The sequence below is a fragment of the Siphonobacter sp. SORGH_AS_0500 genome, assembly GCF_031453245.1.
Taxonomy (GTDB): domain Bacteria; phylum Bacteroidota; class Bacteroidia; order Cytophagales; family Spirosomataceae; genus Siphonobacter.
Window position 1 is genome coordinate 1,626,407 of the sequence record NZ_JAVIYT010000001.1, and the last position, 11,828, is coordinate 1,638,234.

The window sequence follows — 11,828 nt, forward strand, 5'->3', positions numbered from 1 at the left end:
ATTCCATCTCGTTCCTAGTAATGACGGCAGGTAGAATCTGCCGTCATCTCCTAACGCTGTTACTTTGTTTTTGGGAAACTTTATTAGCCTCAGCATCGCCCCATTCTACAGAAGTTCTCTCCCTTCGTTCGAGATGACAGGTAGAGACATCCTCTTCTGGTACGATATTCCATTTCGTTTCTACAGCAAAGGCAGGTAAAACCTGCCGTTCTCTCCTAAGTCTGTTACTTGGTTTTCGGGGAAATTTTCTAGTCCAGCACCGTCCTTCTACAGAAGGTCTCTCAAACCCCGTCAGCCATTACTGGTAAGTCCCGTTCGGAGTTACTTTTTCAATAATAGCTGAACGGAACTATCATTAATTTCAAACTGATTCTTTTTCAGTAAGTTAATAATTTCAGAAGCCGCCAGAATCACGGGGCCATAGCCATGAGCGGCGTATGGACTAATGGGTCGGTGGTAATAAAAAGCGGGTTCAAAGCCCATGCCTGTTCCTACGCAGGTACCTTCCACCTGTCCTTTCGGGTTAACCTTAGTTGTCACGGCATTCCAGGCCAGCAGGCAGGCAGGAGCATAGGCTAATCTATCAATCCAGCCTTTGTTAATGGCCCGGGTAATGCAATAGGTATAAATAGCCGTAGCGGAAGTCTCCAGGTATGAATCGTTGCGGTCAATGAGCTGATGCCAGAAACCCGATCCCGACTGATAAGAAGTTAATCCTTGAACGTGAGCCCGCAGTAACTCCAGAATTTTGGCTCGCTGGGGATGATTCTCGGGTAATACTTCCAGTAATTCTACCTTCGTCAGAATAGCCCAGCCATTAGCCCGTGCCCAGTGAAACTGTGGATGAGCCGTCATGCCTTCCACCCAGCCGTGCATATACAAGCCTTTGTCGGGATTGAACATTCGCTTTGAAAATTGCAGTACCTGTTTTACCGCCTCATCATAATATTTTTTGTCACCCGTTAGCTTGCCCATCTGAGCAATGGCGGGAACGGCCATGAACAGATCATCCAGCCAAAGCGAGTTAGCCTGCGGACGATTTCTGGCCAGCGTGCCATCGCTGAGGCGATGTTCCTTAGTCAGGATGTAATTCAGAAAGTGATCCACTAATGGGCGTAACGAAGCCGTATTTCCTCCCCGTAGCGATTTAATCATGGCAGCCGTTAGAGCACCTCCGTCGTCCAGAGCGTGTGGAGCCAGAAAGGCTCGCATCGCCAGTCGATTTTTGGGGTCGGCAGTTAATAAAGGCTGAAAATGAGGAGCAATTTCGGCCAGAAATCGGAGTCTTTCGTCGGTATAGGCTTTGTATTTGTGATCACCGGTGGCTTCGCTGGCTTGTAAGAAAGCAGCATAGGTAACTCCCCATTCGTAACTCGTTAAGCGAAAATCTGCTTTGGCAAAGGTTGAATGAGCATCTATTTTGGAGTAGTCGGTGATGGTCTTATTGGTTTGTTTATCAACGAGTTGAGCGGGCGTTACGTGCTGTAAGTAATCGTAAACGCGGTTTAAAACGTTGGTTGTATTTTCAATGCTAACCAAACCGTAAGGAACCGGATAATCGGGCTGAAGCAAATGGAGGGGGGTGTCTGCGTCAGTTGCTTTGGTTTCGTTTCGTTGAGCGAAGGAAGGAATCGCCACGGAGGCTACGAAAATGGACGTGAGTCCGGCTAGGCGTATAGCTAATTGCATAGTTTAGAGGTTTACGTAGACCTTAGGAGGCGTAGTTTTATGGAATGACTTGAAAAGCAGAAGAGTCCCTTAGAAACCCCTGTTTCAAATGTTTCAGGCATTTAGAAGAGAAAAGAAAGGAAAGAATGAAAAAGGAAAACCCATCGAGCTCAGGAAGCTGGATGGGTTCGATTAGAGTAAATTAGTTCCACCGCCATGGACTAATCTTTGTAATACTCAAAGATCAATCATCAAACCGCCATTTGATTAATTGACTTGTGATACAAATGTATAGTGGTAGTAAAAAAAGGGTTTCCTTTTTCGTCCATTGGTATGAAATGTTCGATAAGTAGCAGAATAAGATAGTTTTTAGGTAATAATTAAGACTATATACCTAAAAAATGTAGGTATGCGTACAATAAATAGATAGCCTACTGATTAGTTATGAGGCGGTAGCTTGACAATATTTGCCCAGAAATCGTAAAGGCTGGCAAAGGTCCTCACCAGATCGGCATAGCTGGAAGGCTTAATGATATAAGAATTAGCTCCCTGCAAATACGCCAGCTTAATGTCTTCCGTCACGGAAGATGTGCTCATGACCAGAATGGGAAGGGATGAAGTAACCGGGTTTCTGCGAATACTCTGGACGATGTCCGAACCCGCACCGGGTCGCAGGTTCCAGTCCAGTATTACTAAGTCAGGTAAATGATTTCCTGATTCCAGCCGGGCAAACAATTCTTTTTCAGAACTAACAGATTCGCACTGAACATTTTTACTAACTTCAGTAAAGGCCTCTTTAACGAGAAACTGATCGTCTACGTCGTCGTCGGCTAGTAAAATATGCAGGCTAGAATTGTCAATCATAAAAGCTACGCATTAATAGAAAAAAGGGGCATGAAGAGCCTAATTAGTATAAAAGTGCAAAAAAATATACCGTAGCTAAACTGGGTATCATTCCGAACATATTTTATGGTAATCGTGTAGAAATAATAGACAACTATACATAGAACCATTTGGTCGGGGAATGGTTTTCTCACTTAGCCATTGCTTCCTGAATAAAACATGAAATCGAAAGCTAATCCTTTTCTTACCTTTGCTTCGATTGTTTTTGATAACTTATGAATATTCCATCGTTTTCAGAGTACCCTCAAAATAGCCTTCCTTCGGGTTACATCACCTTAATTTCGGAAGGAAATGTGTTGGAATGCCTTCAAAATCAGGCAGACGAGTTATTGACCCGATACGAGTCTCTGCAAGACCCAGAGCAGGGGAACTATCGCTACGCCGAAGGAAAGTGGAGTTTGAAAGAAGTGCTGGGACACATGATTGATACCGAACGGGTTTTTGCCTACCGTGCTTTGTGTATAGCCCGGGGTGAAAAACAAAGCTTACCCGGTTTCGATCAGGATGAGTATATGCATTATTCCCACTTTGGTGACATGACACTTGCAAGTTTAGTTAAAATTTACAGACTTACCCGGCAAAGTAATGTTGCTCTGTTCGAGACTTTTACGGAAGCAGATCAGACTCGAATGGGCGTTTGTAGTAACTATCCTTTATCTGCCCGAGCGTTGGTTACCATGATTGCCGGACACGAGCGACATCATTTGAATGTCCTGGCTGAACGATACGGGCTGGTTTAAGCAAGAAAGTAGAGACAGGAAGGAGTAATGAAGATTAGATCCTATGATTACCATACAGGAAGTTACGAGATTACTCGAATCAAAAGCACCGCTGGCTTATCAGGAAAGTTACGATAACGCCGGCCTGATTGTGGGAGATCCCCGTCAGGAAGTGCAGAATATATTAGTAAGTCTGGATTGTACGGAGGAAATTGTGGATGAGGCCCTTGAGCGGAATTGTAACCTGATCGTAGCCCATCATCCCATTGTTTTCAAAGGCTTGAAAAAGTTCAACGGAAAGAATTACGTTGAGAAAACAGTTATTAAAGCCATCAAGCATGACATCGCTATTTACGCCATTCACACGAATCTGGACAGCGTAAAAGGGGGCGTGAACTGGAAAATTGCGGAGAAGTTAGGCCTGACTAATATTCAGGTACTTTCGCCCAAACCACAGACTTTACAGAAACTTACCGCTTTTGTTCCTGAAGCATACACCACTCAGGTATTGCAGGCATTGTATGCGGCAGGAGCTGGACAGATCGGGGATTATAAAAACTGTTCTTTCCGTACATCAGGAACGGGCACGTTTTTACCTACGGAATCTGCTCAGCCTTTTATCGGGAAACCGGGCGAAACCGAGGAGGTAAACGAACACCGGATTGAAGTGATATTTCCGGCCCATTTGCAAAGCTCGATCATGCGGGTCTTGCGGGCAAGCCATCCGTACGAAGAAGTGGCTCATTACCTCCACCAGCTCGAAAACGAAGATCAAACCGTGGGCTCTGGTGCGATAGGTGAGTTACCCGAACCCCTGTCAGAAATGGACTGGCTGGCGTATCTTAAAAATAAGATGCAACTGAACGTGATTCGGCATACGCCTTTACGGAACAAAACGGTGCAAAAAGTTGCTGTTTGTGGAGGGGCGGGCAGTTTTTTACTGAAAGATGCTGTACGCCATCAGGCAGACGTATTTGTAACCGCAGATTTCAAATATCATGAGTTTTTCGATGCTGAAAATCGGCTCATCATTTGCGATATTGGGCATTATGAGAGCGAAGTTTTCACGAAAGAGCTTCTAAGTGAGATTCTAACGAAAAATTTCCCTAATTTTGCGACACTTTTGTCTAAAACTGACACCAATCCGGTTCACTATTTCGTGTAATGGTGTACAGTCTGAAGTTTAAAGTACAGCAATTACCTGCTTAAGTCTTTAAACTAGAAACTGGAAACTATAGATTCGAAACTCTCATTCATGGAAGCAACGGTAGCTCAAAAACTCGATTTTCTCCTCCAATTACAGGCCATAGATTCTCAATTAGACGAAATCAAGAAAATTCGTGGGGATTTGCCTGAAGAAGTTCGGGATCTTGAGGACGACATTATCGGATTAGAAACCCGCATCAAACGTCACAAGGATACCATCGATACACTCGATTCGGAAATTCACGGATACCGCCAGGCGAAACGTGATGCCGAGAAATTAATCGTTAAGTATAAAGATCAGCAGAACAACGTTCGTAACAACCGTGAGTTCGATGCCATTAACAAGGAAATCGAATTTCAGGAGTTGGAAATGAAACTGGCTGACAAGCGTACGGCAGAGGCCAGCGAAAAAGTACGTTTGAAAGAAGAAGAAATTCGTAGCACGCAGGCTGCTCTGGAAGAACGTAAGAAAGATCTGGACGCGAAGCGTAAAGAACTGGACGTAATTCTGGGTGAAAGCCAGGAAGATGAGAAAAAACTCGCTGAGCAACGTGAAAAACAGGCTGAGAAAGTAGAAGAGCGTTTACGCGTGGCTTATCAGCGTATTCGTGATAACTCGTCGAACGGTCTGGCGGTAGTTACGGTTCGCCGGGCTGCCTGTAGCGGCTGTTTTAACGTGGTGCCTCCCCAGCGTCAGGCTGACATTCGCGAGAAGAAAAAACTCATCATTTGCGAACACTGTGGTAGAATTTTAGCTGACGTTGAAGATGCACCTGTAACGGTTGCTACTACTTCACGACGGTAATATTTAAGTACTGCAACACCAATTGAAATGTTCTAAACCCGTCGAATATTCGACGGGTTTTTCTTGTTTTAACCTTTTCCCTACGGTATGAAACGGCTACTTTTCTTTACCCTTTTCTTTGCATCTTTTCATGGATATTCGTCTGATTTTGAATGGAATACCAAAACTCAGCAGGCTTATCTAGATATTTTTAAACTGAAACTTACCAAAGGCCAGCAGGAGTTAAGCTCTGAACTCGGCACCAACGGCGTAGCTCTGTATCTGGATGATTACGCTGATATGTTATACCTACTGCTAACGGAAGACCGACGTTCGTACGAGGCTTTGGTGAAAAAAGGAGAACAGCGACTGGAGCGGCTGGAGGATATGGATCAGGAATCACCCTGGAATCGCTGTTTGCGGGCCGAAATTAAAATGCACTGGGCGTTTGTGAAGATCAAATTTGGCAAAGAAGTACCGGGAGCCTGGGATGTAATTAAAGCCTATAAGCTGCTGGACGAGAATGCTAAAAAATTCCCACAGTTCACCTACAACAAGAAAGCTTTGGGAATGTTGCACGTGCTGATTGGCTCCACGCCCGAGAGTTACCGCTGGGTTACCAAATTGCTGGGTTTACGCGGAAACATTCAGCAAGGCTTGCAGGAAATTCATTCGGTAGCCGTGAAAGAGCCTTTATTCAAACCTGAAGCTCAGTTAATAGAATACCTGATGCAGGCGTATGTTTTGCGTTTAAGTAAAAGCGAAGTTACTGACTTTCAAAAATTCCTGAATCAGAATGACGATAACCTGCTGATCCAGTTTTTTGGCAATTCGATCTTAATGAAAGAAGGATACGGTGAAGCAGCCCTGGCGATTGCCAATAATCATCCTGCTTCCAGGGAATACCTCTCTATTCCTTTCTTTACGTATCATAAAGGTGAAATATTACTGCAAAAAGGCGATTATGACCAGGCCATCTTGGCTTACCAGCAATTTCTGAAACAGCATAACTCTGGAAATTTCATTAAGGATGCCTATTACAAACAATACCTTTGCTACGAACTGGATAGCAACAGTAAACAGGCTCAGGCTTATTTTTCTAAAATAAAAAGCGTTGGCGAAACCAATAATGAAGCGGACAAAACGGCCCAAAAAGCCAGTGATAAACCTTACGTAACCTTCACGGCGAATCAGCGGGCGGTAATGAAAGCTCGTTTCGCCAGCGATGGGGGTTACTACGAGCAGGCCCTGGGAATGCTTAAAAATCTGACAGAAGCCAGCTTTACGGACCTTTACGATCAAACCGAGTTTAATTACCGCAAAGCCCGGATTTATCACCGGATGAACGATTTTGTTGCGGCTCTGCCTTTGTACCTGCGGGCGGTGGAGTTAGGAGAGAAACAAAACTGGCATTTTGCTCCGTCGTCCTGCCTTCAGATAGGGTATATTTATCAGTTACGCAATGAGAAAGCCAAGGCAAAAAGCTATTTTGAGAAAGCCATGAGTTTCAAAAAACACGAATCTAAAAATTCAGTGGATGGGAAGGCAAAGGCGGCCTTGAATGAGATGGGCTACTGAGTAGTTGATAGTTTTAAGTTATTAGTTAATGGGTTGATATTTAGGTTTTATAGCTGAATAGATATTAAATAAATAGAAGAACTGTATTTTCCATTATTCTTAACTAAAAAATCCGGGAAGTTAACTCCCCGGATTTTTTAGTTAAGAATAATATAGTGTAGAGACGTGATTCGTCGCATCTCTTCCTCGTCATAGCAAGCTTAAGACTTAGTTACATCTCACCTTCAACGCCTAAGCCAAACAAAGCAAAGTCATATTTAGCCGGGTCTTGTGGGTCAAAACTGCGTAGGTTTTCGGTTAACTCCAAAGCGGCTTGCCAGTCGGTGTTAGTTCGATGGAGTAAGCCTAATTTTCGGGCAACGCGATCGACGTGCACATCGCAGGGACAAACCAAAGCGGCGGGGGAAAGCTGATTCCAGATTCCAAAATCTACCCCGTTTGTATCGTTTCGAACCATCCAGCGGAGAAACATATTGAGGCGTTTGCAGGATGATTTTCGGGCGGGAGTAGCCACATGCTTTCGGGTGCGGGCGGGAGCATCTTCCAGTCCAAAGAAAACTTCATGAAAACGCACCAATGCCTGCTCCGTTTGAAAAGCGGCGTGCCGAATCGGTTCTTTCTTTTGAACGCTCACAGGCGTTTCCCCCACGAAAGCTTCTTCCAGCGAGTCATGTTTGGCGTAAAACTGCTGGAAAAAGTGAATGAAATATAGCGTATCCGTTGCGTTGAATGTGCGGTGCTTAAAGTGTAAAAAAGGCTTTAAATCCGTAGGTTGATGATTACGGATAAAGTCATAGGGAGCTCCGTCCATTAATCGAATCAGTTCATTGCATTTATTAATAATCGTTTTTCGCTGACCCCAGGCAAGAACGGCGGCCCAGAAACCCATAATTTCAATATCCTGCTTTTTCGTGAATTGATGCGGAATACTAATCGGATCGTTAGGAATAAAATTGGGTTGGTTATACTGCTGTACTTTCTCTTCCAGTAAGTTATAAAGCCAGTCGGGAGTATCGGTTTTTTCAAAAAGTGCCATCGGACAAAGTTCGGGAAACAATCGCTGAATGCTACACGTTTAGCTCCATATCGCCCGGATATTATTTTCCTAAACTCATGCCAGAATTACCCGAAGTCGAAACTTATCGTCGCTATTTTGAGGAAACGTGTCTGAATCAACCCATTCAGGATGTATTTGTAGAAGATACCAAACTATTAACTACGGATTATGATTTGCTGGTGGCCAGCTTACGCGGGAAGAAATTCATTGCAACCGAGCGAATTGGAAAAAACCTCTTTGTGCAAACCGATGGTGGTTTTTATGTTCATTTTCACTTCGGCATGACGGGCGATCTGGCCTATTATCAATTCGAAGAAGAACGCCCCCGTTTTTCCCGAATCGTCTTTTATTTTCAGACGGGGTATAAGCTGGCCTTTATCTGTCCGCGAAAATTCGAGCGAATTGGTATCGTCGAGAACGTGCCGGAATACCTTAGGAAAAAACGTATTGCAGCAGACGCTCTGGCCATTTCCATTCCCACGCTCGCGGCGACGCTGGCGAAGAAAAAGGCATTTATTAAACCGGTGTTACTGGATCAGTCGGTGATTGCGGGCATTGGTAACTGGATTGTTGATGAAGTATTATTCCAGGCTCGTATTCACCCGGAACGGCTGGCTGCTTCGCTGGACGAAATGGAAGTAAAGCATCTCCATGAAGCCATTCAACTGGTGCTAAAAACGGCGATTGATTGCGAGGCTAATTATGCCTTATTTCCCGAACGTTTCATCATTCATGCCCGCGAGTGGGCGGTGTCGCCTTATGCAGACGCAAAGCAGCATTTGTTATGTCCGGTTTGTCATCAAAAGCTACAAATTACAAAGGTAGGGGGGCGAACCACGTACTTCTGTCCCGTAGATCAGCCTCTGGAAATGACGTAAAAAAATAAATTATTAAATTTTTTTAAAAAATACCGTATTTGTCGGCTTCACGTGTCTGGGTTGTTCAGGAAATGCTTTACTTTTGCGTTGTAAAACTAAGCCTAATCCCAATCACATGCTGCCCGAAACAGACACGTTATTAGCTGCTCCGACGCTGAATCAGCCCATCGCGTTTGAACGTATTCCTACTCAGATTTACGCCGATTCAAATGATGCTTCAGCAGCCGTAGCTCGTGAAATCGCCGAAATCATTCGTGCCAAACAATTACAGGGAAAACCTGCCGTGTTGGGTTTAGCCACTGGTTCTTCACCCAAGAAAGTATACGCAGAATTGATCCGTCTTCACCGCGAGGAGCGTTTGAGCTTTTACAACGTGATTACCTTCAACCTGGATGAGTACTACCCTATGCAGCCTGATGGACAGCAGAGTTACGTTCGCTTCATGCAGGAACAACTGTTCAATCACGTAGACATTCCAAAGAATAACTATTTCGTTCCGGATGGAACGCTGTCTCCTGCTCAGATTCCTGCGTTCTGCCAGAACTACGAACGTCAGATCGACGAATTAGGCGGACTTGATTTCCAATTATTAGGGATTGGCCGTAATGGTCACATTGGTTTCAACGAGCCTGGTTCTCACGTGAACTCACGCACTCGTCTGATGACTCTGGACTTAACCACTCGTGCGGATGCCGCTCTGGATTTTGGTGGTCTGGCCAATGTTCCTAAGAAAGCCATTACGCTGGGTGTAAATCAGATCATGAAAGCTAAGCGGGTAATCCTGCTGGCCTGGGGTGAGCACAAAGCGAAGATGATTCACCAGGCTATTGAAGGTCCGGTAACGGATCAGGTTCCTGCCAGTTACCTGCAAGGACATCCCAACGTACAGTTCGTACTGGACGAATCTGCGGCGGCTGACTTAACCCGTCGCAAGATGCCCTGGTTGGTGGAAGAGGTATCCTGGGACAAAAACATGATTAAGAAAGCCGTCACTACGCTTTCTCTCAGCCTGAATAAGCCCATCCTGAAGTTAACCAACCGTGATTACAACGATAACGGACTCTCAGAATTGCTGGCTCAGGTAGGTCAGGCTTACGATCTGAACATTGAAGTCTTCAATCAATTACAAAATACGATTACGGGTTGGCCCGGTGGCAAGCCTAACGCCGACGATACCAATCGTCCAGAACGTGCGTTACCTACCCAAAAACGTTGTCTGATTTTCAGTCCTCACCCTGATGATGACATTATCTCGATGGGTGGTACGTTCCAGCGTCTGGTAGATCAGGGACACGAGGTTCACGTAGGTTACCAAACCTCTGGTAATATTGCCGTAGCGGATGATGAAGCCATGCGTTTCATTGATTTCGTTGTGGATTATAACCGTCAGTTTGGCATCGATAGTCCAAAAGCAGAAGAAATCTTCAAAAATGCTGCGGAACACCTGCGGACGAAAAAAGACTCAGAAAGTGATACGCCTGAAGTTCGTCAAGTAAAAGGAATTATTCGGGAAGGTGAAGCAAAAGCAACCTGCCGTTTCGTAGGAAATGGGGTTGAAAATGCTCACTTCATGAAAATGCCTTTCTATGAAACGGGTAAAGTGCAGAAAAAACCACTGAGCGAAGAAGATATTCAAATTGTGATGGATCTGATTCGTGAAATCAAACCTCATCAAATCTACGCTGCCGGCGACCTGGCCGATCCACACGGAACGCACAAAGTTTGTCTGGATGCGGTAATGGAAGCCGTTCGTCGTTTGAAAGACGAAGCGTTCATGAAGGATTGCTGGGTATGGTTATACAAAGGTGCCTGGGATGAATGGGCAATCGATATGATCGAAATGGCCGTTCCCATGTCTCCTGATCAGGTATTGAAAAAACGTCACGGTATTTTCAAACACCAGTCACAAAAAGATGGTGTTGTGTATCAGGGTACAGATTCCCGTGAATTCTGGCAACGAGCAGAAGATCGGAACCAGGCAACGGCGAATTTATACAACAAACTGGGGTTAGCGGAGTATGAAGCTGTGGAAGCTTTTGTACGCTGGAAATACTAAGGAATAGAGTTGATATTTGTTAACGCGACGACATCATTCGTGATTTCGTCGCGTTTTTCGTTATTTTTATCCTATAAGATAAACCAAAAGGACCTCCAGATCGTATTTATACTACTGTGTAGTACAGTTTTTTTAGGCGATTCCTATCATCTGTCCGTCCACTATAAGTTTAACTATGACTGGGATCTTTATTATCGGAGGCGTTGCATTACTAAGTGGCTATGTTATTTACATGGTGTGGTTAGTTTCAAAAATGCAAGGCAAGTGCGAATGTAAAAGCTGCAAAACATCTATTCACATTGAGCGAATCAATCGCCCTGAACATGTTAAAAAACTGGCGGGCTTTATTCCTTTGAAGTATTACCGTTGTCGGCATTGTAGCGGAACTTTTTTCTTACGAGAAAGTACTCCTGATAACGAACCGGTAAAGATGGAAATCTCGAGAAAGAGAAGAAGAAGTTCAAGAGAAGCAGAATTAGCTTAAGGTATTCTGAAAGTTATAAAAAGCGGCTTGCCCCTAAGGGCGAGCCGCTTTTGCGTTAATGGGCCTGTATTAAGCATATCTTGTTTCATTTACTATCGAAAATCTTATTACTTTAGGTCATCAAACCAATCAATCTATGCTTCAGGGACTCCGTACCACCGTTTATCTCGTTGATGATCTTTCTAAAGCTAAAAACTGGTATTCCGAAGTGTTAGCAACACCTCCCTATTTCGATGAGCCTTTCTATGTGGGTTTCAACGTCGGAGGTTTTGAGTTAGGATTGCACCCGACCGATACGCCGTATCCTGAAAAAGCTTCAGTAATCACCTATTGGGCAGTTGAAAACATTCATGAGTCCTATCAACGGTTAGTATCGCTGGGAGCCACCGAACACGAAGCTCCGCATGAAGTAGGCGGAGATATTTGGGTGGCTACCGTCTGGGATCCGTTCGGGAATTGCCTGGGCATCATCGTTAACCCTCATTTCAGCTAAAA

11 protein-coding genes are annotated in these 11,828 nt (G+C 44.5%); 8 read left to right on the top strand and 3 right to left on the bottom strand.

Going from position 1 to position 11,828, the window contains the following annotated elements; genetic code table 11:
• Positions 1-321 precede the first annotated feature (321 nt).
• Entirely contained in the window at positions 322-1,689 is a 1,368-nt protein-coding gene (locus QE357_RS06700; protein WP_309706483.1) for a glycoside hydrolase family 88 protein, read from the bottom strand.
• Positions 1,690-2,106: 417 nt separating this feature from the next.
• Positions 2,107-2,532 (bottom strand): response regulator, encoded by a 426-nt coding sequence (locus QE357_RS06705; protein ID WP_309706484.1) that lies wholly within the window; start codon positions 2,530-2,532, stop codon positions 2,107-2,109.
• A 254-nt stretch (positions 2,533-2,786) separates the two neighbouring features.
• Between QE357_RS06705 and QE357_RS06710 the strand changes: the two genes are divergently transcribed.
• From QE357_RS06710 to QE357_RS06725, 4 genes are all read left to right on the top strand, one after another.
• Positions 2,787-3,311, top strand: a complete 525-nt coding sequence (locus QE357_RS06710) for a DinB family protein (protein WP_309706485.1) — start codon at positions 2,787-2,789, stop codon at positions 3,309-3,311.
• Between the two features lie 43 nt (positions 3,312-3,354).
• Positions 3,355-4,455 carry a Nif3-like dinuclear metal center hexameric protein gene (locus tag QE357_RS06715; RefSeq protein WP_309706486.1) on the top strand — a complete coding sequence of 367 codons (1,101 nt, stop codon included), beginning with the start codon at positions 3,355-3,357 and terminating at the stop codon, positions 4,453-4,455.
• A gap of 90 nt (positions 4,456-4,545) precedes the next feature.
• The gene (locus tag QE357_RS06720; RefSeq protein ID WP_307142484.1) at positions 4,546-5,301 is read left to right on the top strand and encodes a zinc ribbon domain-containing protein; all 756 of its coding nucleotides are present in this window, start codon (positions 4,546-4,548) and stop codon (positions 5,299-5,301) included.
• 87 nt (positions 5,302-5,388) lie between these two features.
• Positions 5,389-6,858, top strand: a complete 1,470-nt coding sequence (locus QE357_RS06725; RefSeq protein ID WP_309706487.1) for a tetratricopeptide repeat protein — start codon at positions 5,389-5,391, stop codon at positions 6,856-6,858.
• A 211-nt stretch (positions 6,859-7,069) separates the two neighbouring features.
• Here the strand turns inward: QE357_RS06725 and QE357_RS06730 are convergent, their stop codons facing one another.
• Positions 7,070-7,894 (bottom strand): TIGR02757 family protein, encoded by an 825-nt coding sequence (locus QE357_RS06730; RefSeq protein ID WP_309706488.1) that lies wholly within the window; start codon positions 7,892-7,894, stop codon positions 7,070-7,072.
• A gap of 77 nt (positions 7,895-7,971) precedes the next feature.
• On the opposite strand from QE357_RS06730, the gene QE357_RS06735 reads away from it, so the two are divergent.
• The 4 genes from QE357_RS06735 (at position 7,972) to QE357_RS06750 (ending at position 11,826) form a co-directional block, all read left to right on the top strand.
• On the top strand, positions 7,972-8,793 hold the full coding sequence (locus QE357_RS06735; protein WP_309706489.1) for a DNA-formamidopyrimidine glycosylase family protein: 822 nt from the start codon (positions 7,972-7,974) through the stop codon (positions 8,791-8,793).
• Positions 8,794-8,908: 115 nt separating this feature from the next.
• Entirely contained in the window at positions 8,909-10,849 is a 1,941-nt protein-coding gene (nagB, locus tag QE357_RS06740; protein WP_106635407.1) for a glucosamine-6-phosphate deaminase, read from the top strand.
• A gap of 175 nt (positions 10,850-11,024) precedes the next feature.
• Positions 11,025-11,333 carry a hypothetical protein gene (locus QE357_RS06745; protein WP_157830210.1) on the top strand — a complete coding sequence of 103 codons (309 nt, stop codon included), beginning with the start codon at positions 11,025-11,027 and terminating at the stop codon, positions 11,331-11,333.
• A gap of 136 nt (positions 11,334-11,469) precedes the next feature.
• Positions 11,470-11,826 carry a VOC family protein gene (locus QE357_RS06750; protein ID WP_106635408.1) on the top strand — a complete coding sequence of 119 codons (357 nt, stop codon included), beginning with the start codon at positions 11,470-11,472 and terminating at the stop codon, positions 11,824-11,826.
• Positions 11,827-11,828: the final 2 nt, after the last annotated feature.

What these genes read in the sequence shown, in the direction of transcription:
- QE357_RS06700 (WP_309706483.1), bottom strand. Translation starts at nt 1,689, where the DNA reads ATGCAATTAGCTATACGCCTAGCCGGACTCACGTCCATTTTCGTAGCC.
- QE357_RS06705 (WP_309706484.1), bottom strand. Translation starts at nt 2,532, where the DNA reads ATGATTGACAATTCTAGCCTGCATATTTTACTAGCCGACGACGACGTA.
- QE357_RS06710 (WP_309706485.1), top strand. Translation starts at nt 2,787, where the DNA reads ATGAATATTCCATCGTTTTCAGAGTACCCTCAAAATAGCCTTCCTTCG.
- QE357_RS06715 (WP_309706486.1), top strand. Translation starts at nt 3,355, where the DNA reads ATGATTACCATACAGGAAGTTACGAGATTACTCGAATCAAAAGCACCG.
- QE357_RS06720 (WP_307142484.1), top strand. Translation starts at nt 4,546, where the DNA reads ATGGAAGCAACGGTAGCTCAAAAACTCGATTTTCTCCTCCAATTACAG.
- QE357_RS06725 (WP_309706487.1), top strand. Translation starts at nt 5,389, where the DNA reads ATGAAACGGCTACTTTTCTTTACCCTTTTCTTTGCATCTTTTCATGGA.
- QE357_RS06730 (WP_309706488.1), bottom strand. Translation starts at nt 7,894, where the DNA reads ATGGCACTTTTTGAAAAAACCGATACTCCCGACTGGCTTTATAACTTA.
- QE357_RS06735 (WP_309706489.1), top strand. Translation starts at nt 7,972, where the DNA reads ATGCCAGAATTACCCGAAGTCGAAACTTATCGTCGCTATTTTGAGGAA.
- nagB (WP_106635407.1), top strand. Translation starts at nt 8,909, where the DNA reads ATGCTGCCCGAAACAGACACGTTATTAGCTGCTCCGACGCTGAATCAG.
- QE357_RS06745 (WP_157830210.1), top strand. Translation starts at nt 11,025, where the DNA reads ATGACTGGGATCTTTATTATCGGAGGCGTTGCATTACTAAGTGGCTAT.
- QE357_RS06750 (WP_106635408.1), top strand. Translation starts at nt 11,470, where the DNA reads ATGCTTCAGGGACTCCGTACCACCGTTTATCTCGTTGATGATCTTTCT.